This window comes from Campylobacter sp. CH186 (assembly GCF_004378925.1).
Taxonomy (GTDB): domain Bacteria; phylum Campylobacterota; class Campylobacteria; order Campylobacterales; family Campylobacteraceae; genus Campylobacter_D; species Campylobacter_D jejuni.
Window position 1 is genome coordinate 57,795 of the sequence record NZ_RYYB01000005.1, and the last position, 25,053, is coordinate 82,847.

The 25,053-nt window shown below is 29.6% G+C and carries 25 protein-coding genes and 1 pseudogene; 10 read left to right on the forward strand and 16 right to left on the reverse strand.

Annotation, left to right across the window (positions count from 1 at the left end; all coding sequences use genetic code 11):
• Positions 1–156: 156 nt before the first annotated feature.
• The 4 genes from ELQ09_RS05745 to ELQ09_RS05760 are packed head-to-tail and all read right to left on the reverse strand — an operon-like array spanning position 157 to position 2,777.
• A complete protein-coding gene (locus ELQ09_RS05745; protein ID WP_134224806.1) occupies positions 157–1,407 on the reverse strand; it encodes an RNA polymerase factor sigma-54 in 1,251 nt (416 codons plus the stop codon).
• A complete protein-coding gene (lptB, locus tag ELQ09_RS05750) occupies positions 1,407–2,135 on the reverse strand; it encodes an LPS export ABC transporter ATP-binding protein (protein WP_002855252.1) in 729 nt (242 codons plus the stop codon). Before lptB ends, ELQ09_RS05745 begins: the two co-directional genes overlap by 1 nt.
• Positions 2,128–2,535: a tRNA (adenosine(37)-N6)-threonylcarbamoyltransferase complex ATPase subunit type 1 TsaE gene (tsaE, locus tag ELQ09_RS05755; RefSeq protein WP_002854905.1), complete on the reverse strand. Its 408-nt coding sequence runs from the start codon at positions 2,533–2,535 to the stop codon at positions 2,128–2,130. Before tsaE ends, lptB begins: the two co-directional genes overlap by 8 nt.
• Positions 2,532–2,777: an RNA-binding S4 domain-containing protein gene (locus tag ELQ09_RS05760; protein WP_134224805.1), complete on the reverse strand. Its 246-nt coding sequence runs from the start codon at positions 2,775–2,777 to the stop codon at positions 2,532–2,534. Before ELQ09_RS05760 ends, tsaE begins: the two co-directional genes overlap by 4 nt.
• A gap of 153 nt (positions 2,778–2,930) precedes the next feature.
• Here ELQ09_RS05760 and ELQ09_RS05770 point away from each other — a divergent pair, with 153 nt between their 5' ends.
• The 10 genes and pseudogenes from ELQ09_RS05770 (at position 2,931) to ELQ09_RS05820 (ending at position 14,112) form a co-directional block, all read left to right on the forward strand.
• On the forward strand, positions 2,931–4,151 hold the full coding sequence (locus tag ELQ09_RS05770) for an argininosuccinate synthase (RefSeq protein ID WP_134224803.1): 1,221 nt from the start codon (positions 2,931–2,933) through the stop codon (positions 4,149–4,151).
• Between the two features lie 12 nt (positions 4,152–4,163).
• Complete coding sequence (gene rplI, locus ELQ09_RS05775; RefSeq protein WP_070298739.1) at positions 4,164–4,607, forward strand: 50S ribosomal protein L9; 444 nt, start codon at positions 4,164–4,166, stop codon at positions 4,605–4,607.
• Positions 4,607–5,149 carry an ATP-dependent protease subunit HslV gene (hslV, locus tag ELQ09_RS05780; RefSeq protein WP_002781630.1) on the forward strand — a complete coding sequence of 181 codons (543 nt, stop codon included), beginning with the start codon at positions 4,607–4,609 and terminating at the stop codon, positions 5,147–5,149. The genes rplI and hslV overlap by 1 nt, the downstream gene beginning before the upstream one ends.
• Positions 5,146–6,465, forward strand: a complete 1,320-nt coding sequence (gene hslU, locus ELQ09_RS05785) for an ATP-dependent protease ATPase subunit HslU (protein WP_002877690.1) — start codon at positions 5,146–5,148, stop codon at positions 6,463–6,465. Before hslV ends, hslU begins: the two co-directional genes overlap by 4 nt.
• Positions 6,462–7,337: a GTPase Era gene (gene era / locus ELQ09_RS05790; protein WP_134224802.1), complete on the forward strand. Its 876-nt coding sequence runs from the start codon at positions 6,462–6,464 to the stop codon at positions 7,335–7,337. The genes hslU and era overlap by 4 nt, the downstream gene beginning before the upstream one ends.
• A complete protein-coding gene (locus ELQ09_RS05795) occupies positions 7,324–8,430 on the forward strand; it encodes a hypothetical protein (RefSeq protein ID WP_134224801.1) in 1,107 nt (368 codons plus the stop codon). Before era ends, ELQ09_RS05795 begins: the two co-directional genes overlap by 14 nt.
• Positions 8,423–8,971 carry a hypothetical protein gene (locus ELQ09_RS05800; RefSeq protein ID WP_002855032.1) on the forward strand — a complete coding sequence of 183 codons (549 nt, stop codon included), beginning with the start codon at positions 8,423–8,425 and terminating at the stop codon, positions 8,969–8,971. Before ELQ09_RS05795 ends, ELQ09_RS05800 begins: the two co-directional genes overlap by 8 nt.
• A 126-nt stretch (positions 8,972–9,097) precedes the next feature.
• Positions 9,098–10,582: pseudogene (locus ELQ09_RS08405) on the forward strand (peptide MFS transporter).
• Between the two features lie 170 nt (positions 10,583–10,752).
• On the forward strand, positions 10,753–12,306 hold the full coding sequence (locus tag ELQ09_RS05815) for a peptide MFS transporter (protein WP_134263827.1): 1,554 nt from the start codon (positions 10,753–10,755) through the stop codon (positions 12,304–12,306).
• Positions 12,307–12,321: 15 nt separating this feature from the next.
• Positions 12,322–14,112: an aminopeptidase P family protein gene (locus ELQ09_RS05820; protein WP_134263828.1), complete on the forward strand. Its 1,791-nt coding sequence runs from the start codon at positions 12,322–12,324 to the stop codon at positions 14,110–14,112.
• Between the two features lie 119 nt (positions 14,113–14,231).
• On the opposite strand, the gene mrdA is transcribed toward ELQ09_RS05820, so the two are convergent.
• The 12 genes from mrdA to ELQ09_RS05880 all read right to left on the reverse strand — a co-directional run bounded on the left by mrdA (position 14,232) and on the right by ELQ09_RS05880 (position 25,006).
• Complete coding sequence (gene mrdA, locus ELQ09_RS05825) at positions 14,232–16,037, reverse strand: penicillin-binding protein 2 (RefSeq protein ID WP_002859991.1); 1,806 nt, start codon at positions 16,035–16,037, stop codon at positions 14,232–14,234.
• Positions 16,038–16,532, reverse strand: a complete 495-nt coding sequence (locus tag ELQ09_RS05830; protein WP_002857018.1) for a membrane protein — start codon at positions 16,530–16,532, stop codon at positions 16,038–16,040. It abuts the gene before it with no gap.
• Positions 16,529–17,125: a ribosome biogenesis GTP-binding protein YihA/YsxC gene (gene yihA, locus ELQ09_RS05835; RefSeq protein WP_002876714.1), complete on the reverse strand. Its 597-nt coding sequence runs from the start codon at positions 17,123–17,125 to the stop codon at positions 16,529–16,531. The genes ELQ09_RS05830 and yihA overlap by 4 nt, the downstream gene beginning before the upstream one ends.
• Positions 17,122–17,583 carry an LptA/OstA family protein gene (locus tag ELQ09_RS05840; RefSeq protein WP_002859586.1) on the reverse strand — a complete coding sequence of 154 codons (462 nt, stop codon included), beginning with the start codon at positions 17,581–17,583 and terminating at the stop codon, positions 17,122–17,124. Before ELQ09_RS05840 ends, yihA begins: the two co-directional genes overlap by 4 nt.
• Complete coding sequence (locus ELQ09_RS05845; RefSeq protein ID WP_002876713.1) at positions 17,565–18,080, reverse strand: hypothetical protein; 516 nt, start codon at positions 18,078–18,080, stop codon at positions 17,565–17,567. Before ELQ09_RS05845 ends, ELQ09_RS05840 begins: the two co-directional genes overlap by 19 nt.
• Entirely contained in the window at positions 18,071–18,559 is a 489-nt protein-coding gene (locus ELQ09_RS05850; RefSeq protein WP_002876712.1) for an HAD-IIIA family hydrolase, read from the reverse strand. The genes ELQ09_RS05845 and ELQ09_RS05850 overlap by 10 nt, the downstream gene beginning before the upstream one ends.
• A gap of 5 nt (positions 18,560–18,564) precedes the next feature.
• Positions 18,565–19,392, reverse strand: a complete 828-nt coding sequence (locus ELQ09_RS05855; protein WP_002876709.1) for a septal ring lytic transglycosylase RlpA family protein — start codon at positions 19,390–19,392, stop codon at positions 18,565–18,567.
• Positions 19,352–20,470, reverse strand: coding sequence for a lytic transglycosylase domain-containing protein (locus ELQ09_RS05860; RefSeq protein ID WP_002852087.1), 1,119 nt, complete (start codon positions 20,468–20,470; stop codon positions 19,352–19,354). Before ELQ09_RS05860 ends, ELQ09_RS05855 begins: the two co-directional genes overlap by 41 nt.
• The gene (locus ELQ09_RS05865) at positions 20,470–21,285 is read right to left on the reverse strand and encodes a TatD family hydrolase (RefSeq protein ID WP_002856820.1); all 816 of its coding nucleotides are present in this window, start codon (positions 21,283–21,285) and stop codon (positions 20,470–20,472) included. The genes ELQ09_RS05860 and ELQ09_RS05865 overlap by 1 nt, the downstream gene beginning before the upstream one ends.
• Entirely contained in the window at positions 21,276–22,520 is a 1,245-nt protein-coding gene (gene cbrR, locus ELQ09_RS05870; protein WP_002876704.1) for a bile resistance response regulator CbrR, read from the reverse strand. Before cbrR ends, ELQ09_RS05865 begins: the two co-directional genes overlap by 10 nt.
• A gap of 102 nt (positions 22,521–22,622) precedes the next feature.
• Positions 22,623–24,146, reverse strand: coding sequence for an AAA family ATPase (locus tag ELQ09_RS05875; RefSeq protein ID WP_002876701.1), 1,524 nt, complete (start codon positions 24,144–24,146; stop codon positions 22,623–22,625).
• A complete protein-coding gene (locus ELQ09_RS05880; RefSeq protein ID WP_002876698.1) occupies positions 24,146–25,006 on the reverse strand; it encodes an NAD(+) kinase in 861 nt (286 codons plus the stop codon). The genes ELQ09_RS05875 and ELQ09_RS05880 overlap by 1 nt, the downstream gene beginning before the upstream one ends.
• Positions 25,007–25,053 lie beyond the last annotated feature (47 nt).

A 25,053-nucleotide genomic window follows, 5' to 3' on the forward strand; every position in this document is an offset into this window, starting at 1 on the left:
TTTGAAAATTAATATTTAAAAACAGTTATTATTGTATCACATTTTTAAACTAAAGAATAATATTTCCAAAAATAAAAAATAATAATTTTTTAAATTATTTAAATTAAATTTAAATATAAAAGAAAAGTGTAATGGGTTTGATAGATTGATAGAATTTTATCCTTCAAGTTCATATAATTTTTTTCTATCTGTAGAACTTGCTATATTAAGATGTTTGCGATATTTTGTAATAGTTCTTCGCCCTATATCGACCTTAAATTCTTCTTTGATTAATTCTAAAATTTTACTATCGCTTAAAGGTTTATTGCGATCTTCATTCTTTACTAAATTTGCCACAAATTCTTTAACACCTACATTTGAAGTCTCCCCCTCTTCATCAAGAGCAAAAGCAAAAAAATCACGCAAGGGAATAAGTCCTCTTTCACAACTTAAATATTTATTTGCCACAGCTCTTGATATAGTCGAAGCATTGCGTTCTAAATCAAGTGCTAAATCCTTAAAAGTCATAGGTTTTATCTCTTTTCCCATGAAAAAATCATATTGATATTCTACTATCATAAGCCCTATTTTATAAAGAGTAGCTTTTCTCATCGCTAAAGCATCAACTAAATTTTTTGCTTCTTTGATGTAATGACTTAAAAAATCATGCTCTAAACCATCAGTTTGGATTGAAATTTCAGGATAATAATCATCATTGATTTTTACTTTAATTTCACCATTTTCTTTATAAACAAAAATATCAGGAACAATTATACGAGAATCTTCAAAATATTCCAAAAAAGGAGGAGTGCTAAAACGCTTAAGTATAGCCAATGCTTCTTTATATAAAGGCTCTTTGGTATAGTTTTGTATATTTTCAAAATCCATAATCAACATTCTACAAAACTCATCAATATCTTCATCTAACTCCATATTTTCAAGAGCAAATAAAAATGCTTCTTTATAATCTTTAGCTCCCGCTCCTACAGGATCTAAAAATTTAAATCTTGCTCTTACTCGCTCAATTTCTTCCAAAGAATACTCTTTTAAAAATTCTCCATCGTATTCAAAATATCCTTCCTCATTTAAGCATTCTATAATTTTTTTTGCAAGTTCTTGAGATTTGTTTGTAGGAAACAAAGGAGGAAGAATCTGTTCATTTAAAAACTCATAAACGCTTTTTTTGGCAAGTCCTTTACTATCCACAAGGGCCGAATTTACATTATGTTTATAAAATGAATCAAAATAATTCTTACCCTTATCATGAGTTTGTATCGAATCTTGAACATTTAAGAAAGGATTATCCTCAGCAAATTTATCTAAATTTTCTTTTAAATCCTCTATGTTTGCTTGTAAAATCGGCAACCAAGAGCGTAAAGTTTGAGAAATTTTAGTCTTGGGTGCTTGGGTGATTTTTTGCTTTAACATCAATCAAGGAGTTTAAACTCCGCTCCTAAATAATACTTTTTCACGTCTTTATTGGTTGCAATTTCATCAGCATTCCCACTAGCAAGTAAAGAACCCGATCTTATAACATAAGCTCTATCACAAATAGCCAAAGTCTCACGCACATTATGATCGGTAATTAAAACCCCAATCCCCAATCTTTTAAGCTCTTTAATTAAAGTTTGAATTTCAGCCACTGCTATAGGATCAACACCTGCAAAAGGCTCATCAAGAAGTAAAAACTTAGGTTCGCACATCAAGCTTCTAGCGATCTCACAACGCCTTCTTTCACCTCCACTTAAACTTAAACCTTTCCTTAAACGAATAGGTTCTATACTTAAGAGTTCAAGCATTTGCTCAACTTTATCATGTAAAATTTTTTTATCTTTATAAAAAATCTGAGCCGCTAAAAGCAGGTTATCTTCTACGCTTAAATCCTTAAAAATACTACTTTCTTGAGGTAAATAACCTATCCCTGATCTAGCTCTTTTATTTAAAGGATCTTTTGTCACATCTAAACCGTCTAAAAGAACTTTTCCACTACTTGGGGAAATAAGTCCACATATCATATAAAAAGTTGTCGTTTTTCCTGCACCATTTGGCCCTAAAAGTCCTACAACTTCTCCGCTATTAACCTCTAAAGAAATTCCATGTATAATCTTAGTTTTTTTAATAATTTTTTCTAAATTTACAATTTCTAATTTACTCATAAATTTCATACTTTCTTTTGTCGTCTTTAATGCTAATTTTAATCTGGATAGTAGAAATTCCAAATTTCATTAAAGTTTTTTTCAAATTTTCACCGCCCCATTCAACCAAATGCAAACCTTTTTCAAAAAAATTTTCAAATAAACCATTCGCTAAAAGTCCTTCTAAACCTTCTTGATAAATATCATAATGATAAATGCAAATATCATGATTTTCATATTTTTGCATAGTGGAAAAAGTTGGAGAATCTACCCTTGCATCAAGACCAAGAAATTTAACCCAAGCTTGTACTAAGCTTGTTTTTCCGCTAGCCAAATCTCCTTGAAGCAAAACAACACCTTCTTTAGGCATTATTTGAAGCATCGTTTTGATCTCATCTTTTGCTAAAATAAATTCTTTCATAATTTTACCACATATTCATTTTGTGCGTTTTTAGGAATGCTTTTCGTACTAGGTAGAGCTAGCACTTTATATTTTTGAGTGTATTCAGTAAAATGCAAAGTGATGATATCACCCACCTTAACCTCTTTACTCGCCCTAACAATAACGCCATTAATCCCCACTACACCACTTTTACACATATCCTCAGAAATAGCTCTTCTTTTCGTGATATTAACTACATTTAAAAATTTATCTACTCTCATAAAAGCAATTTTAGCAAAAAAAATCAATTTTTGGAACAAAATTTGCTTATGCCTTTGCTTTATTTTTAAGAAAATAGCAAGTAAAAACTTTTCTTTAATGAAATTTGGATACAATTTTATAATTTTCAAATCTATTTTAACAAAGGATATCTTATGAAAAATGAAGCAAAAAAAGTAGTTTTAGCGTATTCTGGAGGGCTTGATACGAGCATCATTTTAAAATGGCTTCAAGATGAGTATAATTGTGAAGTTGTAACTTTTACAGCAGATATTGGTCAAGGCGAAGAACTTGAACCTGCAAGAAAAAAAGCCCTTTCTTTAGGCATAAAAGAAGAAAATATTTTCATTAAAGATTTAAGAGATGAATTTGTTAAAGATTATGTATTTCCTATGTTTAGAGCCAATGCGATTTATGAAGGAGAGTATCTTTTAGGAACAAGCATAGCAAGACCACTTATAGCAAAAACTCAAGCACAAATCGCCCTGCAAACAGGTGCTGATGCAGTAAGTCATGGCGCCACAGGTAAAGGAAATGATCAAGTGCGTTTTGAACTTGGTTATCTTGCTTTTAGTCCCGATTTAAAAATCATCGCTCCATGGCGTGAGTGGGATTTAAACAGTCGTGAAAAACTCCTTGCTTATGCACAAAAACACGGTATTGATATTTCTAAGAAAAAAGGAAAATCCCCTTATTCTATGGACGCAAATTTACTTCATATTTCTTATGAAGGACTTGTTTTAGAAGATCCTGCACACGCACCTGAAGAAGATATGTGGAGATGGAGTAAAAGCCCAAAAGACGCTCCAAATGAAAGTGAAATTATAGAACTTGATTTCCAAAAGGGAGATTTAGTAGCGATAAATGGAGAAAAACTAAGTCCCGCAGGACTTTTAACCAAACTTAACGAACTAGGCTGCAAACACGGTATAGGACGCCTTGATATAGTAGAAAATCGCTATGTAGGCATGAAAAGCCGTGGTTGTTACGAAACTCCAGGCGGTACTATACTTTTAAAAGCACATAGAGCGCTTGAAAGCATCACGCTTGATAGAGAAGCAGCACACTTAAAAGATGAACTCATGCCAAAATACGCAAGTTTAATTTATAATGGCTATTGGTTCTCGCCTGAAAGAATGATGCTTCAAGCCTTAATCGACGAGTCACAAATTCATGCCAATGGCAGAGTAAAACTCGAGCTTTACAAAGGCAATGTGATGATTATAGGACGCGAAAGTGCAAATGATAGCTTGTTTAACGCAGCTTATTGTACTTTTGAAGAAGATGAAGTGTATAATCAAAAAGACGCAGCAGGCTTTATCAAGCTTAATGCTTTGCGTTTTATCATCGCAGGAAAAAATGGAAGAAAATTTTAATAAAGGAATAAAATGAAAGTATTATTAATCAAAGATGTAAAAGCACTTGGAAAAGCAGGAGAAATAAAAGAAGTAAAAGACGGCTACGGACAAAATTTCTTAATCGCTAAAGGCTTTGCTAAAGCAGCTACTAATGAAGTTTTAAGAAAATATGAAAGCGACAAGAAAAAAGAGGCTGAAAATTTACGCTTTGAAATCGCAAATTTAGAAAAACTCAAAGAAGAGCTTAGCAAAATCACTCTTGAAATTTCAAAACCCGTAGGTGTAAATGGAAGTTTGTTTGGTGGCGTAACCAAAGATGAAATCGCTCACGCCCTAAAAGAACAAAGCCATATAGAAATCGATAAAAAAAGTTTAGAATGCGACACCTTAAAAAGCTTAGGAATCCACGAAGTAAGCGTAAAACTTGGACACGCAATCCATGCTAAATTTAACATAAATATAAAGGCAGAATAATGTTTCACGCAACAACGATTTTAGCTTACAAAGGTAAAAATAAATCCGTAATTGGCGGAGATGGACAAGTAAGCTTTGGAAATACGGTGCTAAAAGGCAATGCTGTAAAGATTAGAAAACTCAACAATGGCAAAGTTTTAGCAGGTTTTGCAGGATCAACAGCTGATGCTTTTAATCTTTTTGATATGTTTGAAAATCTCCTTCAAAGTTCTAAAGGCGATCTTTTAAAAGCAGCAATTGACTTTTCTAAAGAATGGAGAAAAGACAAATACCTAAGAAAACTTGAAGCCATGATGCTCGTACTTGATAGAAATCACATTTTTCTACTTTCTGGTACAGGCGATGTGGTCGAACCTGAAGATGGACAAATCGCAGCCATAGGAAGTGGTGGAAACTATGCACTTTCAGCTGCTAGAGCCTTAGCAAAACATACCGATTTAGATGAAGAAGAACTTGTAAAATCAAGTCTTCAAATCGCAGGTGAAATTTGCATTTATACCAATACCAATATCAAAACTTATGTAATCGAGGATGAGAAATGAATCTAACTCCAAAAGAAATCGTTAAATTTTTAGATGATTATGTTATAGGACAAAAAAAAGCTAAAAAAATCATAGCTATAGCTTTAAGAAATCGCTACCGCAGAATGCAACTTAGCCCTGAGTTGCAAGATGATATAGTGCCAAAAAATATCTTGATGATAGGCTCTACAGGTGTAGGAAAAACAGAAATCGCTAGGCGTTTAGCTAAAATGATGGGCTTTCCTTTTATCAAAATCGAGGCGAGTAAATATACTGAAGTAGGTTTTGTAGGTCGTGATGTAGAAAGCATGGTAAGAGATCTTGCCAATGCGGCTTTAAATTTGGTAAAAAACGAACAAAGGGAAAAAAACAAAGATAAAATCGATGAATTTATAGAAAATAAAATTTTAGAAAAACTTTTGCCACCTCTACCAAAGGGTATCAGCGATGAAAAACAAGAAGAATATAAAAACAGTCTTGAAAAAATGAGAACTAAGCTAAGAAATGGCGATCTTGATGAAAGCACCATAGAGATAGAAATTTCACAAAATATGTTCGATACCAATCCCAACCTACCTCCTGAAATGGGTGCAATGCAAGATATAGTTAAGGTTATAGGCGTTGGCAGTAAAAAAGTCAAAAAAGAAATGAAAATCAAAGACGCTAAAAATGCTTTAAAAAACGAAGCAGGAGAAAAAATCCTAGATCAAGAAAGTATCAAAAGTGAAGCCTTAAAAAGAGCAGAAAATGAAGGGATTATTTTTATTGATGAAATCGATAAAATCGCTGTTTCAAGCGGAAATTCAAACCGCCAAGATCCAAGTAAAGAAGGGGTACAAAGAGACTTACTTCCTATAGTTGAGGGATCAAATGTACAAACAAAAATAGGTACTTTAAAAACCGATCATATTCTTTTTATCGCTGCAGGAGCTTTTCATCTTAGCAAACCAAGTGATCTTATCCCTGAACTTCAGGGACGCTTTCCTTTAAGAGTGGAATTAGATAGTCTTGATGATAAAGCTCTTTATGAAATTTTAACACGCCCTAAAAATTCACTTTTAAAACAATACTCTCAGCTTTTAAAAACTGAAAATTTAGAACTTGAATTTGATGATGAAGCCATTAAAGAAATAGCAAAAATAGCTTCAAGAGCCAATGAAGAAATGCAAGATATAGGTGCTAGACGCTTACATACTGTGATAGAAAAATTACTTGAAGATCTAAGCTTTGAAGCTGATGAGTATGCGGGTAAAAAATTCGTAGTGGATAAAAAAATAGTAGAAGAAAAACTCGGAGATATCATAGAAAATAAAGATCTTGCAAGGTATATTTTGTGAAAAGTGGCTTTGTTAGCATCATAGGGCGTACTAATGCAGGAAAAAGTACTTTAATCAATTCCTTATTAGAAGAAAAAATCGCCCTAGTTTCTCACAAACAAAACGCCACAAGACGTAAAATCAAAGCCATAGTGATGCATGAAAAAAATCAAATCATTTTCATCGATACCCCAGGACTTCACGAAAGCGGTGCTACACTTAATCAACTGCTTGTCCAAAGTGCTATTAAATCTATGGGGGATTGTGATGTGATTTTATTTGTGGCGAGTGTTTTTGATAGTACAAAAGACTATGAAAATTTTCTTAGTCTAAACCCACAAGTACCACATATCATCGCTTTAAATAAAGTAGATTTAACCGACAATGCTACGCTTTTAAAAAAACTTAGCGAATATGCAAAATTTAGCCAACATTTTAAGGCTATCATTCCTTATTCTTCTAAGAAAAAAAGCTATAAAAAAGGCTTGTTAGATGAGATAGTAAAATATCTTGACGAACATGAATATTTTTATGATCCTGAATTTTTAAGTGCGAGTAGCGAAAAAGAACTTTATAGAGATTTCATACTTGAAAGTATTTATGAAAATTTAAGCGATGAGCTTCCTTATAGTAGCGAAGTGCTTATCCATCGCACCAAAGACACACCTAATCTTTTAATCCTAGAAGCCAATATCATCACCGATACAAACTCTCACAAGGGTATGCTTATAGGAAAAGAAGGGGCGACTTTAAAAAGAATAGGCAAAGATGCACGCTTTAAAATTTCAAAACTTGCACAAAAAAAGGTACTTTTAAAGCTTTTCGTAACAGTGAAAAAAAACTGGCAAAAAGATGAAGAATTTTTAAAAAAACTTTTAAATGATGAAAATTGATTCATTAAATAAAATAAATTTTATAAAATCTACAGATTTGCTTTATGCTCAAAGAACAGGAATATCCAAAGAAGACGAACTTTTTAACAATTTAACCGCAGATTTTAAGCTAAGCAAACCCTTTGACTATCAAATAGCTTTTTTTAAACATAATGAAATTTATCATTGTTTTTTAGCGCCTGTTTACAAATTGAAAAAAAGTCGTTTTTGCTTTCCTGAGCCTTTAATTTTTCAAGCTTTATTTGATGAAAGATTTATTGAGGAAAGTGATTATTGTGTTTTAAATTTATATGATCAAACTTTATATTTATATTTTTACCAAGAAGGAAAATTTATCAATCTTAAAAAAATCGAAAATTTCAACCCAGGTAATATGGATTTATTTTTTAAACAAAATCGATTTACAGAACTTTTAAAACACTATGAAAGCAAATTGCTACTTTATCAGGATTTGGATACAATCAAACATTACTTCTCATCTCAAATAAAATGTTTAAATCTAAATGATATTCTTGATAAAAATAGTTTATTGAAATTAAGTTCATATAGTATAAAAAATCTAGATCAAAATTGTAATTTTATCAAGCATAATAAAATAAAAATATCTATTTCTTTTAAAATTATATTAATATTTATTTTTAGCTTTAGTCTTAGCATGATGATTTTATTATTTAAAGATTTTATAGAGTACAAACAAAATAAGGAAATTCAAAATAAAAATTTTATCATACAAGAAGAAATTTCTAAACTAAAACAAGATAAGCAAAAATTATTAACAAACATACAAGATTTAAACTTTACTCTTTCCAATAAAATATCATCTACACAACAACAATTTCATATTTTATCCACCATAACAAAAGAAATCAATTTAGATAAAAATAAAGCAATCATTCTAAATCAAATCTTATCATGGCTTAACTCCAATGACCTTAAAATCACAAATCTTGAATTTGAACAAACAAAAATCATTCTTTCTTTTATCGATGAAAACCACTTTAAAAGAGCATTAGAAAATCTAAATTCTGCTTTTAAAATTCTTGATAAAAATGAAGAAACATTGAATATCATATTAGAAGTCATACATGAATAAAATAGAAGTATTTTTGCAGAATTTAAATCCTAGGGAAAAATTTCTTTTTATTTCTTTTATCTGTCTTTGTGCTTTGTTTTTAGCTTTTAAAATTCACGATCACTTTTTGGAAGATATTTTTCAAAAAACATTAGTAGAACATAATTACCTTGCATTAAATGAAGCAAAAATAGAAAATTCACATCTTAAAGAAATAGAAACAAAGCTAACAAAACAGATAAAAACAGAGGAAGAAAAATTAAAATACTATAAAGAAAAATTGCATTTATTTTCTTATGATAAAGATTTTTTCAATAAAAAAATCAATAATTTATCCAAAAATTTAACCATTAATGAAATAAAATTTTCCCAAGAAAACAAAAATTTTATCCACTATAATTATGTTTCTCTAAGTTTAAATGGCAACTTTAAAGACTTGCTCAATTTTATACAAAATTTAGAAAATCTTCCTATAGCTTTAAAAATTGATAAAATAAAACTATACAATACACAGGGTTTAAAATTAAAGCTTGATTTAATGTTTAAATTTGTTAATTTATAATAATATTAAATTACAATATTTTTAAATATTATTATAAAAAAAATATTTAAAAATATTGTAATTTAATTATTTTTCTATTACTATTAGTTAAAATATTTTAAGCATAAAAAAGAAAGGTATTGGGAAGTGACTAAACAAGAAATACAAAAACTCGATACAAATTTCCTAGGTCATCCCAAGCCTTTATTCTCTCTATCAATGGTAGAACTTTGGGAAAGATTTGCTTTTCATGGCAACAACCATAAGCAAAGGTGGACTTGGAATAAGCACTGAATACGCCTCGGCAATTTATGGCATTTTTGCAGGATGCTTGTATTTAGCAGCACTTCCTGGAGGCTGGATTACTGATAATTATTTAGGGCAAAAAAAGGCTTTATTTCTAGGTTCTTTTATTATAGCTTTAGGACATATTAGCATTTTAAGTACACCTATATTTTTCCTAGGACTTACTTTTATCGTTATTGGTACTGGATTTTTTAAAACTAGTGCTTCTGTAACAGTTGGAATGTTGTATAAACAAAATGATACAAGATGCGATACTGGCTATACGATTTTTTATATAGGAATTAACATTGGAGCATTCATTGCTCCTCTTATATGTGGTTTTGTTCAAGCAAAATGGAATTATCATTTAGGATTTGGCATAGGAGGTTTAGGTATGCTAATCTCTTTGCTTATTTTATATTTTAAAGCTACCCCTGAACTTAAAGAATTTCATAAAAATTGTACTTTAAAGCAAAACTGGGAACAACCATTTAAAAAAAGTAAAAATTTAACTCTTATACTAAGTATAAGCTTGTTAAGTATTATTGGATTTTTTCTAATTTTTATTAATCTTGCAGATATTAATCCCATAATACTATCAAAAAAACTTCTAATTGTAATTTTACTATGTTTGGTAATTTATTTCATATATCTTTTTGTTTTTAAAACCTTAAATAAAAGAGAAAAACAGCAATTAACAATTTTAATTGTTTTATTCTTTGCAGCCACTTTTTTTTGGAGTACTTTTGAACAAAAACCTACCGCTTATAATCTTTTTGCGCAAGATTTTACAAATAGAAATATTTTTGATTGGAAAATTCCAACTGGTTTCAATCTTTTAATCCAATTTTTATCATCATACTTGCTCCTATAGCAAGTTATATTTGGATATTTTTAGAGAAAAAAAATATATATTTTTCTTCCATTGGAAAATTTACTTTAGGAATATTATTTGCTGGTATTGGTTTTATGATGATAACCTTTGCTTCACAAAATCTAATAAACAACAATGGTTTGCCAATATCCATGGCTTGGATTATCATAAGTATATTCTTTTTAACACTTGGGGAATTATGCGTGTCTCCTATTGGACTCTCTATAATGGCTAAGGTTGCCCCTGATTTAATCAAAAATCAAATCATGGGACTTTGGTTTGTAGCAAGTGCACTTGGAAATTTTGTTGCAGGACTTATAGGGGGAAATGTCAATATTAAAAACATCGATCAACTTCCTAATATTTTTGGACAATGCATGTGGATGCTTTTTGTTGCAGCGCTTTTACTTTTTATTGCTAAAAAACCAATTTATAAAATTCTTAACGAAAAAAATAAGCAATTATCTAACTAAACTTAAAATACAAAATACACCAAAGTTGAAAATTGATCTTAATATTTCTTTTTTTATATTTGCAAAAAAGTAACATTATGATATAAATCATTTAAAAATATTACAAAGTTATACATATTTTTTAATTTTTTGTCTATAATTTATAAATAAAAATACACAAAGGATATAAATTGAGTAAAAATGTAAAAAATTTAGATACTTCATTTTTTGGACATCCAAAACCACTTTTATCTCTTTCACTTACTGAGCTTTGGGAAAGATTTTCTTTTTACGGAATTCGTCCCTTGCTTTACCTTTTTATGATAGCAAGTTTTGAAAAAAGTGGAATGAACTTAAAACCTGAAGAAGCAAGTGCAATTATGGGAATTTTTGCAAGTTGTTTATATCTTGCTGCTTTGCCAGGTGGATGGCTTGCGGATAATTACTTAGGACAAAAAAGAGCAATTTTACTAGGTGCTTTAACTATAGCATTTGGACATTTGTGCATAGCCTTTTCTTATTTTAATAATAAAATGATTTTTGTTGGTATGGTTTTTTTGGTTATAGGTACAGGACTTTTTAAAACTTGCGCTTCTGTAATGGTTGGAATGCTTTATAAAAAAAATGATGCAAGGCGTGACTCTGGTTTTACTCTTTTTTATATGTGCTTTAATTTTGGTGCTTTTGTAGCTCCTTTAATTTGCGGCTTTTTACAAAAAGAATACGGATGGCATTTTGGTTTTGGTGCAGGTGGGATTGGTATGCTTTTAGCGGTAATTATTTTCTACCTAAAAACTATGCCTGATTTAAAAGAATTTGATGAAAAAGTTGGCATAGACTCTACTTGGGATAGACCAAGCAAAAAAAGCAAAAACGCATTTTACATCATCATTGTATCAGGTATTGTTTTGCTTGGAGCAATATTTTTAATCCTTGGTGGTTTTATAAAATTAGATGCACAAGTTATTAATAAAAATATTATTCTAACTATCTTAGCTTGTGCTGGAATTTATTTTTTATATCTTTTCGCTTTTACTTCTTTAAAAATAGAAGAAAAAAGAAATTTAATTATTTTTATTGTTTTATTTTTAGCGGCTGCGTTATTTTGGTCAGTATATGAGCAACAATACACTTCTTTTAATTTTTTTGCAGAAAAATTAACGGATAAAACCATATTAAATTATGAAATTCCTACAATATGGTTTCAATCTCTTGGAGGTTTATTTGTTATACTTTTTGCACCTTTTAGTGCTTTTATATGGACTATATGTGCCAAAAATAATAAAGAAATTTCATCTATTATTAAATTTGCATTAGGACTTTTGGGTGCAGCTTTGGCATTTTTAATAATGGCTTTAGCTTCAAATCATGCAATTAGTTTAAATGGCGATGCTAATACATTAAGAGAAAATTTAGAAAATTCATCACAAATTATTTTAGTTTCACCTTGGTGGCTTGTCAGTAGCTTTTTGCTTATGGTTTTAGGAGAACTTTACCTTTCCCCTGTGGGACTTTCTATAATGACAAAAATTGCACCTAATTTAATTAAATCTCAAGTCATGGGACTTTGGTTTGTAGCAAGTGCATTAGGCAATGCTTTAGCTGGATTCATAGGTGGTAAAGCAAGTGAAGAAAATATAGCTTATTTGCCAAATTTATTTTACCAATGTATGTGGATATTACTTGGTGCTGTTATAATTTTACTTATACTCAAAAAACCTATCAATAAAATACTAAAAAATTAATATTAAGGAGAAAATATGAGTATTTACAAACAAAGAGTATTAGAACTTAGAAGATTAATGAAAGAAAATAATATTGACGCCTATCTCATCTTAAGCGCGGATCCGCATTTGAGCGAATATTTACCAGAATATTACAAAAACAGAGTCTTTATCAGTGGCTTTAAGGGTTCTGTTGGAACAGTTCTTATCACACAAGAAGAGGGCTTTTTGTGGGTAGATGGAAGATATTGGCTTCAAGCACAAAAGGAATTAGAAGGTAGTGGCATACTTTTACAAAAGCAAGATGCTAAAAATACTTTTACCAAATGGTTGGAAAAAAATTTAAGCGAAGATCAAATTTTAGGCATCGATTTTGCACTTTTACCTTTATCTTTGCAAAAAGATTTAAAGATTAATTGCAAGGCAAATTTAAAACATATAGATTTGATAAGTCCACTTTGGAAAGATCGTCCCACTTTACCACAAGAAAAAATTTATGAACACGAACTAGAATACTGCTCTTACTCAAGAAAAGAAAAATTAGCATTAGTGCGTCAAAAAATGAAAAATTTAAATGCTACTTCTCATTTAATCTCCAGCCTTGATGATATAGCTTGGCTTACAAATTTAAGAGGGAATGATGTAAATTATAATCCTGTATTTTTAAGTCATTTGCTAATCTTGGAAGACAAAGCTTTGCTTTTTATTGATCAGAAAAAAGCAAATTCAGAACTTGAAAAAAAATTAAATTTAGATGGGTTTTGGCTTAAAAATTATGATGAAATCATCATGGAGCTTGAAAAACTTGCAAATACAAATTTGCTTATTGAACCTTCAAAAATGACCGCTTTACTCATAAATTCTTTAGACAAAAGCGTAAAAATCATTCAAGAAATTAATCCAAGCACTCACTTAAAAGCAGTTAAAAATACAAAAGAAATAGCGCATATACAAGATGCTATGATAGAAGATGGAGTGGCTTTATGTAAATTTTTTGCATGGCTTGAAGAAGCGATAGAAAATAAAGAATTAATAAGCGAATTAGACATAGATGCTAAAGCAAGCGAATTTAGAGCACAAAGCAAGCACTACATAAGTGATAGTTTTGCCACTATAGCAGGCTTTAACGAAAACGCAGCATATCCACATTATAAAGCCACAAAAGAGAGTTTTGCTTATCTTAAAAAAGATGGGCTTTTACTTATTGATTCTGGTGGACAATATAAAAACGGCACAACAGATATTACACGCGTTGTACCAATAGGAAAGGCTAATGCAGAACAAATTCATGACTATACCTTGGTTTTAAAAGCACATATTGCCATTTCCAGTGCAATTTTTCCAAAAGATATAGCTATGCCCTTACTTGATGCAATCACACGCGCACCTTTATGGAAAGAACAAATTGACTATATACACGGCACAGGACATGGCGTGGGATATTTTTTAAATGTCCATGAAGGTCCACAAGTTTTATCTTATCTATCCCCTGTGCTTGAAAAAACAAAAGCCAAAGAAGGTATGCTAACCTCCATAGAGCCAGGTATTTATAAAGTAGGTAAATGGGGTATAAGACTTGAAAATTTAGTTATTCATACCAAAGTAGAAAATCCTAAAAATAAAGATTTTGGAGAGTTTTTATACTTTAAACCTGTTACTCTTTGTCCTTTTGAAATATCTTGTATTGATACAAAAATGTTAGATGAAAAAGAAAAAGAATGGTTAAACAATTATCACAAAGAAGTATTTGAAAAACTTTCTCCTAAGCTAGGTGATTATCCAAAAGCTCTAGTTTGGCTTGAAAAAAGAACAAAAGCCATCTTTTAAGATACTTTTGTTAACATAGATAAATTTTCCTTGTATCAAACTTATAATTTGTTTAATACAAGGTTTTTAAACCAATTGCTAAAAAAGTTTTTTTGAAAAACTCAATTTACAACTAAAAATTATTTAAAATATCCAAGTTCAATCATTTTTTGATAAATTTTAGCTACAGTTGCCCCTGAAGTAATATTTCTCCCACCATGTTCCAAAAGAACGGTAACTACATATTTTGGCTTAGAATAAGGAGCATAAGAAGTAAGCCACGCATGAGATCTAGTATAATACTCAAATTGTTTTTCATCGACCCTATTTTTATCTGTTTGTGAAAATCCCACAACCTGAGCAGTTCCTGTTTTTGCTGCAACTTTCACATCAAGATTATGCAAATAACGATAAGAGGTTCCTCCTTGCTCATTAGCAACAGCATACATTGCATCTCTTATATAAGGCAATTGACTCTTTTCAAATAAAGTAAAAATTTCTTTTTTATTTTCATCCATTTGATTTTCTATAGTTGTATTATTATTTTCTATGCTTTTTAAAAAATGAGGTATAACCTCTCCACCTTTTGCGATTTGAGCTGTATATCTAGCAATTTGCATAGGTGTTGCAAGAAAATTACCTTGACCTATAGCTGTATTTAAAGTATCACCTTGAAACCAAGATTGTCTATATCTTTGCATCTTCCATTCTTTGCTTGGTAAAGTTCCTACAAATTCACTAGGTAAATCTACCCCTGTTTTCGCTCCAAAGCCAATGCGAGATAAAGTTTCACTTATTTGATCGATTCCAACTTGCAAACTGCCATTATAAAAATAAACATCACAACTATATTTTATCGCATGTTTTAAATCCACAGGTCCATGGCCTGATCGATTCCAACATCTAAAAAACCTGCCTCCAAGCTCAATACTTCCATTGCAAACATATTGAGTTGATGGACTAATATTTTTAGAATTTAAAAAAGAAAGCCCTACTCCCATTTTTACAACAGAACCTGGAGGATAATATCCATTTATAAGTTTATTTGTAAAAGGATGATCAAGACTATTTGAAAGCTCATCCCAATCCTTAAAAGAAATCCCTGTTACAAAAGGATTAAGATCATATTCAGGGAAACTCCCTGCAGCTAAAATAGATCCATCATTTACATTCATAATTATAGCAGCTCCAGCATTCCCTTCAAACAATGAAGTTAAATAAGACTGAAGCTCTATATCTATCGTAAGTTCTATATCATTAGACATAGCAGGAGTGTAAGAAAGCTGTTCTACTTCTTGATTTAAGGCATTAACCTTATAAACCCTAGTTCCTTTTTCTCCTTGTAAAATATCATTATAATAGCGTTCTATACCACTTTTTCCCGTATAATTAGAAAGTTTTGCTATTTCATTTTCTTGAACATCTTGCAAATTTGCCTTACCTACATACCCAATAATATGCGAAGCTAATTTTCCAAAAGGATATTTTCTTTTTACAACAGGATCTATTTTTATTGTTTTATTAAGATTTAACTCTGAATAATGCGGAATAATCTCATCATAGGGTATAAAATCTACAACTTTAATAAAATCTTGATTATAGTAAGAATCATTTCTCTTATAAATTTCTGCTAATTTACTAGCATTTAAATCGGGAAATAAATTTGTAAGTTCAGATAATTCTTTATCCAAAATTCCTTTATTTGACTTTTTAATACTCAAATAAGGTTTAATAGAAATACTAAAACCCAAATCATTAATAGCCAATAAAGTTCCATTTCTATCTGTAATTTGACCCCTAACAGGTGGCAAAAATTCAGTTTTTATGGCATTTTGTTTAGCAAGCTCTTCATAATATACATTTGATTTTATACTCAAATAATACACACGACTTAATAAAAATATAAAAAACAATAGTATAAATCCAACAACTAAACGCATTCTCATTTAAATTTTACCTTTAAAAAACACATAAGCTAAACAACATTCTATAAAAACTGAAACAATATACGCCCATCCTAAAATTTTAATTTTTTCATCTCCAATATAAGACAATATCATATCCAAAAACAAAATAATGCCGTAAGCACAAAGCACAAAAACAACAGGGATAAATTTACCAATTTTTAAATTTGTCTTAATCCAATCTGCACAAAGATAATAAAAAATAAAAAATGCCAACCAAGATGAAAAAATAAAAAAATTATAAGTTATATCAGTAAAAAATAAAAAAAATAAAGAAAAATACCATCTAAAATCAAGCTTTGAAAAAGTTCTTTCTCTCTCTTCTAGTAAGCAAAACATATAACAGAAAAAAATCCCATAAAGTAACGGAGCATATACAAAAGTCGAACCAAGAATCTGATAGATTAGAAAAAAAAATCCTAAAAAGACATAAGCTCCATTAAATTTTGCTTTATAAGCACTTAAATTTCTTCTCATTTACCAAGACCTAAAGTTTGATTGATAATAATATCTTCCAAAGAATCAAGGCCAAATTTATTCAAATTTGAAACTAAAATAGAGTCTTTAAATTCATTTTTTAACTTAGCTTTTTCACTTTGATTTAATTTATCGCATTTGGTAAAAACTTTTAAAATTTTTTGATCAGGTCGTAAAAATCTTTTCAAATAGTCATTTAAATTTACATCGATCTCTAAATGAGTATGTCTTGAATCGATTAAATGTATAAATAACTTTATCGAGGTTCTTAATTTTAAAAATTCATCTAAGTTTTGATTCCATATTTCTTTTAAATTTTTAGAAACCTTTGCATAACCAAACCCTGGCAAATCGATAAAATTGATATTAAATTTTTCTTCATTTCTTTTGCAAGTTACTTCGAAAAAATTTATAAGCTGAGTTTTTCCAGGAGTTGCCGAACTTTTGGCTAAATTTTTTTGTTTACACAAAGAATTGATTAAAGAACTTTTTCCGACATTAGAACGCCCCAAAAATGCTACTTCACTAAAATTTGAGCTCAAATTCTCATCAAATTTCACTAAAGAAGTGATAAATTTAGCACTAATTATCATTTGTCTTTAAGGTCAAATACAAAACGAGCAGGTTTTTGATCCTTACTCTCTACTCGATAAATATTAGCTTTTCTATCGACTATTATTTTATCACCAAAAAGTTTTTGATTGCTTCCAAGCTCATTTATATAAGCATGACCATTAATCTCGTAAGTATCTTTAATAACATTATAAATAAATTTATCTCCACTACCTTTATAAGTTTTACCTTTTAAAACAATCTTAAACCTAGCATTTTGCATTGCTTCATAACGAATAGGTTTGCGATTTTTATCCGTATAAATAATCAATTTTTCAGAATTTAAAATATCATCACCCCTAATTACTTCTACATTTCCACTAAGAATACTTTCACCCTTATTTTCATCTGAGTAAAAATTTAAAGCTTTTACTTCAATTTGAGTTGCCCAAGTTACACTTACACAAGCTAACAATAAAATTATTTGTCTTGCAACCACGCATTTACTCCTTGGATATTTAAAATTTTGTTTTTTACATCATAGTTTAAAGTATTTCCGTTAATAATACTTCCATTGATCAGAGCTTTAAAATTAGTATTTGTGTGTAAAATTTTATCCTTAGGTTGGTATTCTACCTCTTGAGAAATAATTTTGACATTATCAGAACCTATATAAGTAACATTTCCTTCAAACAAAACCTTGCTCATATCTTTATTAAAAAACTCTAAACGATTTGCACTAAGATTAAAATCTAAATTTAAAGTAATAAAATCATTAAATTCATCTCTATCTGTATATCTCACCCAAGAATTTGCCTTATAATATGCCTTAATTGTACTAGCATTACTCTCATAAGCTTTCAAATTTTTAGCCTCAATATTTTTAAAATTTAAAGCATTAGTTTGCAAATTCAAAGAATACGGATCTTGCAAACTTAAAATCGTAAAAGTAATTGTAAAAAGAGCAATTAAAATTCCAAAAATTTTTATAGCCAAAGCTTATTCCATTCTTCTTTTAGACGATTTTTTTCTACTAAAATTTCTATCATCTGTGCTACAGCAGCCTTACCACCTTTTTTGCTAAGCACTATGTCTACATTTAAATCTTTATGACCATCTTTTGGCTTAAAACTAAGCCCTACACTTTCAAGCAAAGCCTTATCGTTAAAATAATCTCCAATAGCCGCACACTGAGAAAAATCTAAATTAAGCTTTTGTAAAATTTCTTTTGCGCAAGCTAACTTATCCTTGATACCTTGATATAAAATTTCTATTTTTAAATCTTTAGCTCTTTTTTCAAGACAAGGACAATTTCTACCTGTAATAATAGCAATTTTTTTACCAAGCTTTAGCCAAGCCTCGATAGCCGCTCCATCTTTTACATCAAATTCTTTAATAAATTCTCCATTAGAAGTATAAATAATTTTTCCATCAGTTAAACAGCCATCTACATCCAAAAAAATCAATTCTGTCATAATTTCTACTCTCTTACAACAAATGCGCCTGAAAATGCACCACTTGCAGCAAAATCCCTTGCTTCATCTTCACTTCTAAAGCCTGTTAAGAAAACGCGATTTAACCCATCCACTGAACTTGTGCGTATAGTGGAGCTATAAGTTCTATAAGTTTTATATCTTGCTGCTATCGTTTGTGCTCCAGCTGGGTTTTTAAAGGCTCCAATTTGAACCATGAAATTTCCACCTTCATAAATTTGTCCATTATTTGCAATCTCTCCACTATTTCCATAGTTTACATTAGAATGTACAATATTATTACCCGAGCTACTTGAACCAAATCCTATAACCTCAAGCCTTACTGGAGCTGTTCCTGAAGCAATCATATCAATTTGACTAGCAGCTCCTTTTGATAAATCTATAATACGATTATTTACAAAAGGACCTCTATCATTCACACGAACGGTAACTTGACGATTGTTATTTAGATTGGTTACTTTTAAAATGGTATTCATAGGTAAAGTTTTATGAGCCGCGGTTAAACCGTTTTGATTATAGGTTTCGCCATTAGAGGTTTTTTTACCATGAAAACCTGGACCATACCAACTTGCAATACCATCAGCAGTTTCACCTACTGCTACAACAGTAGGATAATAAGTTTTACCGTTGATAGTATAAGGCTTCATCGTTCCTTTAGTCCCTGAAGAACTAGGACTGCTTTTAAAATCATTTGAAGGATAATACACTTGAGCATTATCCAAGCTAGAAAAAAAACTAGTGCCTAAACAACCACTAAAAAATAAAGCCCCTAGACTAACGGCTGACAACTTTAGTGTAATTGTTTTTATTTGCATTTTTATTCTCCTTAATTGGTATAATTAATTTTTGATTAATACTAAGATGATTTTTTGCTATTTTATTGAATTCTCGAATTTCATCAACACTTATATTGTAATTTTTTGCTATTTTATATAAAGAGTCACCAGACTTAACGGTATAAGTTCTTGTCATAGGTATAGTTGTATCAACCTTCGCAAGTTTTTCTGCTTTAAAATTTTTATCAAAAAATGCTACTTTATTAAGTGGTATATACATATAATACCCTTTACCAGGAGGCGTAAAATTATGTTTAAATTGTGGATTATATTTCTTAAATGTTGCAAGATCCATATTTAAATTTTTAGCTATTTCTTTTAAAGATGCAGAAGAAGGCACATCAACTTTTGCAAATTCATTGCTTAAAGCATAATTCATTAAAGACGCATCTTTATCTAGTAAAAAATCTCTATCATTGGCCAAAAAAGCAAGCGTTAAAATCTTTCTTATAAAATTTCTAGTTTCTAAAGAAAGATATTTCTTATCAGGGTTCAATAAAACACTTAAATCATCACTTCCTGCTTGCTTGATAGCTTGTCTTAGTTTGCCATTTCCGCAATTATAAGCTAAAAGCGCTAAATACCATTTGCCAAATTCTTCTTTTAACTCTTTTAAATAATTTGTAGCAGCATAAGTTGACTTGACTGGATCACGCCTTTCATCAACATAAGCATCGATTCTTAAACCCAAATTTCTAGCTGTTGGTTGCATAAATTGCCAAACCCCTACAGCCTTGGCATTAGAAACGCTATGAGTTTTCAAGCCTGATTCAACCATAGCTAGATACAAAATCTCATCAGGAACTTCCTGCTGGGCTAAAATTTTTCTTATCATAGGAGTAACTTTTGAAAAATTTTGCATACTATCTATTAAAGTTTGAGCATGTTTTGATTTTATATCTTGTTGAGTTTGCACAAAAATCAAATCACTAATAAAACTTGGATTAATATCTAAATTTCTTAAAACATTCATTTGTCTTTCATAAAATTCAGGAGTATTAATTTGTGCAAAAAGAAAATTAAAACATATTAAAAAACACAATAAAATTTTTTTCATTAATAACCTTTAAAAAATAATTTTTCAGAATTGTTAAAACAAATTTCTAGAAGCTCTTTTCTTGATAAATTCAATACTTCACACATTTTGTTTGCTACAAATTGAGTTAACAAAGGTTCATTTCTTTTACCGCGATAAGGCTCTGGAGTAAGATATGGAGCATCAGTTTCAAGTAGTAGTTTATCTTTTGGAATTTTAGGCAAAATCTCAACTAATTTCTTAGCATTTTTAAAAGTTAAAACTCCCCCAATACCAAAATAAAATCCCTCTTCAAAAAGAGTTAGCAAATGTTCGCTTGCATTAAAGCAGTGTAAAACTCCTCCTACAAGATCCTTAGAATACCCATGTAAAATCTCATAAGTATCATGATTTGCTTCTCTTGAGTGAATGATAACAGGTTTTTTAAATTCAATAGCAAGCTCAAGCTGTGCAATAAAAATCTTTTTTTGATTTTCTTTTTCTTTTTGAATTTCTTCAGCAAGATCACTTTTAAAACGGAAATAATCAAGCCCACATTCACCTACAGCTACACACTTTTCATCGCATAAATACTGCCTTAAAATTTTCTCATCATAATTATCAATTTCATAAGGATGCACCCCTGCTGCAAAAAAAATATTTTTATATTTATGAGCAATTGTAGCTGCATAAGGCAAGTCTTTTATATCAGCACCAGGTATGATAATTTTCTCTATACCATTTTTAAAAGCACGATTTAAAGTTTCATCTAAATCATCTTTAAATGCTTCACTGTCTAGATGGCAATGTGTATCAACAATCCTTAAACCATCTTGAAAATCAAGATTTAAGAACATACTTCAACTCTATCCTTGCCATTATCTTTTGCTTGAGACAATATTTTACTTGCTTTATCAACCAAAGAATCAATCTTATCTCCACTTTTTCCAAAAACCACGCCTATAGAAGCTGTAAAAAAGACTTCATCTAAATTAACTAAAACACCAGCTTTTTTTATATTTACTCGTATACGAGAAAAGATTTTAATCGCTCTTTCTTGGGATATATTTTTAAGTAAAATACAAATTTTTTCTGCGCTATATCTACCTACAAGATCTCTTCCTTTAGTTTCATTAACTATTTCATTAGCACAGATTTTAATTACTTCATCACCAACTTCACGACCGTATTCATCGTTAATCATTTGAAGATTATCTATATCTAAGAAAGCAAAAGCAAATTCCTCGTCTTTTGTTGCTATTTCGTTAAAATAATCATCTATTCCATCGATTAAAGCATTATAATTTTTAACCCCAGATACAGGATCTAAAACATTATAAGTGCTTAAAAATTTTTTATCATCCATGTAAGATAAACAACGATCTAAGCGACAATTAAAACTTTCTTTGTTTAAAGGCTTAAACAAATATTCATTAACTCCATTTTTAAAAGAATTCGCTTCAAATGAATTATTATGATCCCCTAAAAGAATCACACCTAATTCATCATCGCTAAAACGTTCTCTTACTTGAGTCAAAAGCTCAAAACCGCTAATTACTGGCATATTGACATCTGCTATAATAAGCTTAACATCATTATTATCATTTAAATAACTCATTGCTTCTTCACCATGAGCTGCAGCTAAAACATTAAATTGTCTTTGAGTAAGTATTTTTTTAATTTCATTACGTTCAGGTAGCTTGCTCATAGCTAAAATCACTTTAGTTTTTGCATATTGATTAAGTTTTACAATAGAACTAATAATCTCATCAATGCAAGTTTCACTTTCTTTAAAAATATAATCTAATATATCTTTATCCATAAATTTTTCTTTAGTAGCCTTATCACCACTAGCTGTAAGAACAATAGCAGGAATTTTCTTTTCTATAACATAATCCACAACTTCACCATTTGGGGCATCTGGCAAACATAAATCCACAAAAGCTAAAAAATAATCATTATTCACTAATTCCTTAGCTTCGGCGAAACCAAAAGCAATATCTACCTCATAATCTAAAGTCATTTGAATTTTTTTAGCTAAAAGTTTGCCGAGCATTTTATTGTCATCAATAATTAAAATTTTCTTATTCATAGTGTGTAAAATACCTTTATATCTAAAATTTTTAATATATTTGTTTCAAAGAAAGGAAATTTTATAGTTATATATTCTAACATAGTAAAATAAAAAATCCGCTTAATTCTTAAACAAGGTCTTAGCAAATTCGATTGCTTCATCACTAACAAGCTCTCCGCTTACCATCCTAGCAAGCTCTTTAATTCTTTCTTCTTGATCAAGCTTTTTTACCTTGCTTTCTTCGCCATTTTTTTCAACTAAAAAATGATTATGTGCCTTAGAGGAAAGTTGAGGCAAATGAGAAATAGCAAAAATTTGATAAAACTTAGAAAGCTCTTCTAAAACCTTGGCTATACTCATAGCCTCTTTTCCACTTAAATTTGCATCAATTTCATCTAAAAATAATATCCCTTTACCTGCATTTAAAATTTTACATTCTGTGGCTATAAAAGCAAGTCTTAAGCGATTTAATTCACCCGAACTTAAATTTTTTAAATGAGCTAAATTAATATCTAGCATTATCTCATCTTTGCCTAAAATTGAAATTTTTTCATTTTCTTTAAGTGTCAAACTTGCGTCTTTCATATAAAGATCTTTAAGATAATTATTTAAACATTTTTCTAATTTTTTAAGGTTTTTCTTTCTTGTTTGACTTAAAATTTGCGCTTTTTCTTCTAATTTTTGTTTTAATTCTTGAAATTTTTTTTCAAGTTCTTTTTTTTCAAAACTTAAATTTTCATAATGTTCTAGTTCATGTTTTTTTTGTTTTAAAACCTCTAAAGCATTTTCTATGCTTTCATAACGCTTGATGAGATAGGACAAATTTTCAATGCGATCTAAAAGCGTCTCCACATCAAAATCCAAATCTTCCATTTTTTGATTTTCACAAATCACGCGTAATTCATTTAAACATTCACTAAAAAAACTTGCATCAACTTCGCTTAAATTTAAAGCTTCAATAACAACTTTTTCAAGCTCAAAAATACGCTCTGCCTTACTCCAAGCTTCTTCTAATTTATCTTTTTTAGAAAGCTTTTTTTTAAGTATTAAAAGCTCTTCATACTCACCTATTTTAGGATTAATGCTTGAAATTTTTTCAATTTGCACTCTAGCTAATTCTTTTAATTCTTCTACTTTTTTTTCTTCTTCCAAAATTGCATTAAGCTCATTAGAAATTTGACTATAAGCATTAAAATCTTTTTTAAAATCTTCTAAAAAGGAAATAAAATTTGTATTTTCTTGCATTTCTAAGGCATCTAAGAGATTTAAAAATTTTTCATTTCCAAATTCGTTATTTTCCTTTGCACTTAAATACTTAATAAAAGTTTTACTTAAATTTTGCAAACTTTTTTTCGCTATGCTTTGATTGTTAATAAAATATTTTGTGTTTTTTTCTTTTAAAAGCTTAAAAACATTCTCCTCTTCGCTTTCTATGCCAAAACTTTCTAAATCTAACTTATCATCTAGTTCTATTTCGACAATTTTAGCCTCACTTTCACTCAAAGAAAATGCGGATAAAATTCCTTTAAACAAAACTGATTTTCCAGCTCCACTTAGGCCTGTAAAAACGGTAAGCCCTTTAGAAATTTCAAGCTCAGCCTTTTTAAAACCAAGATTTTCTTTCATAAAAATTCTATTTATCATCAATTTCCCCAGTGTAATTTTTCTTTTAAAATTTGAAAATAATCCCTATTTTTTGGGTGAATTAAAGCCACATTTTTATCACTTAAACCCACTTTTATACTTTTAAAATCATTCATTTTATAATTTTCTTGCCCATCAATACAAAGTATGCAATCCTTTGCCATAATCTCTATTTCAAAACCTTTTGGCAAAACAATAGGGCGTTGTGTTAAAGAATGAGAACAAACAGGAGTTAAGATAAAAGCTTGAGCTAAAGTATAAACTATGGGTCCATTTGCGCTTAAATTATAAGCTGTTGAACCCGCAGGAGTTGCAACAATAAGCCCATCTCCAAAATATTCATTAAATTTCTTTTCTTTTCTAAAAACTTCTATATGAGCCATAGAAGCTTGATTGTTTTTACTGATGACCACATCGTTAAAAGCTAATTTTTCTAAAATTTTTCCTTGCTTATCTTCTAAAAAAACACTTAATAAATAAGGCTTTTCTATTCTAAATTCTCCTTGAAAAAAAGCTTGAAAAAAATTTTCAGCTTCATCAACTTTAAAATCTGTTAAAAAACCTAAATGTCCAGCATGAATTCCTAAAACTGCTTTATCATATTCACAAGCTTTACGACATAAAGAAATCAAAGTTCCATCTCCACCTAAAGAAATAACAAAATCAGATATTTTAAACAAATCATCCAATCCATACTTTGGCAAATCTAAAATTTCAGAACTTTCTTTAAACAATACAAGTTCAACTTTATATATAGATAAAATCGATTGAAGTTTTAAAATTTCCTTATCTAAACTCACATTGGGTCGTGTAACAAGTCCGATTTTTTTAATATTTTTATAATCCATTTTATTTTGCATAAAAAATTATATCAAATCTTAGCAAAGCAAAAGAATAAAAATACTAT

What these genes read in the sequence shown, in the direction of transcription:
- ELQ09_RS05745 (WP_134224806.1), bottom strand. Translation starts at nt 1,407, where the DNA reads ATGTTAAAGCAAAAAATCACCCAAGCACCCAAGACTAAAATTTCTCAA.
- lptB (WP_002855252.1), bottom strand. Translation starts at nt 2,135, where the DNA reads ATGAGTAAATTAGAAATTGTAAATTTAGAAAAAATTATTAAAAAAACT.
- tsaE (WP_002854905.1), bottom strand. Translation starts at nt 2,535, where the DNA reads ATGAAAGAATTTATTTTAGCAAAAGATGAGATCAAAACGATGCTTCAA.
- ELQ09_RS05760 (WP_134224805.1), bottom strand. Translation starts at nt 2,777, where the DNA reads ATGAGAGTAGATAAATTTTTAAATGTAGTTAATATCACGAAAAGAAGA.
- ELQ09_RS05770 (WP_134224803.1), top strand. Translation starts at nt 2,931, where the DNA reads ATGAAAAATGAAGCAAAAAAAGTAGTTTTAGCGTATTCTGGAGGGCTT.
- rplI (WP_070298739.1), top strand. Translation starts at nt 4,164, where the DNA reads ATGAAAGTATTATTAATCAAAGATGTAAAAGCACTTGGAAAAGCAGGA.
- hslV (WP_002781630.1), top strand. Translation starts at nt 4,607, where the DNA reads ATGTTTCACGCAACAACGATTTTAGCTTACAAAGGTAAAAATAAATCC.
- hslU (WP_002877690.1), top strand. Translation starts at nt 5,146, where the DNA reads ATGAATCTAACTCCAAAAGAAATCGTTAAATTTTTAGATGATTATGTT.
- ELQ09_RS05795 (WP_134224801.1), top strand. Translation starts at nt 7,324, where the DNA reads ATGATGAAAATTGATTCATTAAATAAAATAAATTTTATAAAATCTACA.
- ELQ09_RS05800 (WP_002855032.1), top strand. Translation starts at nt 8,423, where the DNA reads ATGAATAAAATAGAAGTATTTTTGCAGAATTTAAATCCTAGGGAAAAA.
- ELQ09_RS05820 (WP_134263828.1), top strand. Translation starts at nt 12,322, where the DNA reads ATGAGTATTTACAAACAAAGAGTATTAGAACTTAGAAGATTAATGAAA.
- mrdA (WP_002859991.1), bottom strand. Translation starts at nt 16,037, where the DNA reads ATGAGAATGCGTTTAGTTGTTGGATTTATACTATTGTTTTTTATATTT.
- ELQ09_RS05830 (WP_002857018.1), bottom strand. Translation starts at nt 16,532, where the DNA reads ATGAGAAGAAATTTAAGTGCTTATAAAGCAAAATTTAATGGAGCTTAT.
- yihA (WP_002876714.1), bottom strand. Translation starts at nt 17,125, where the DNA reads ATGATAATTAGTGCTAAATTTATCACTTCTTTAGTGAAATTTGATGAG.
- ELQ09_RS05850 (WP_002876712.1), bottom strand. Translation starts at nt 18,559, where the DNA reads ATGACAGAATTGATTTTTTTGGATGTAGATGGCTGTTTAACTGATGGA.
- ELQ09_RS05855 (WP_002876709.1), bottom strand. Translation starts at nt 19,392, where the DNA reads ATGCAAATAAAAACAATTACACTAAAGTTGTCAGCCGTTAGTCTAGGG.
- ELQ09_RS05860 (WP_002852087.1), bottom strand. Translation starts at nt 20,470, where the DNA reads ATGAAAAAAATTTTATTGTGTTTTTTAATATGTTTTAATTTTCTTTTT.
- ELQ09_RS05865 (WP_002856820.1), bottom strand. Translation starts at nt 21,285, where the DNA reads ATGTTCTTAAATCTTGATTTTCAAGATGGTTTAAGGATTGTTGATACA.
- cbrR (WP_002876704.1), bottom strand. Translation starts at nt 22,520, where the DNA reads ATGAATAAGAAAATTTTAATTATTGATGACAATAAAATGCTCGGCAAA.
- ELQ09_RS05875 (WP_002876701.1), bottom strand. Translation starts at nt 24,146, where the DNA reads ATGATAAATAGAATTTTTATGAAAGAAAATCTTGGTTTTAAAAAGGCT.
- ELQ09_RS05880 (WP_002876698.1), bottom strand. Translation starts at nt 25,006, where the DNA reads ATGCAAAATAAAATGGATTATAAAAATATTAAAAAAATCGGACTTGTT.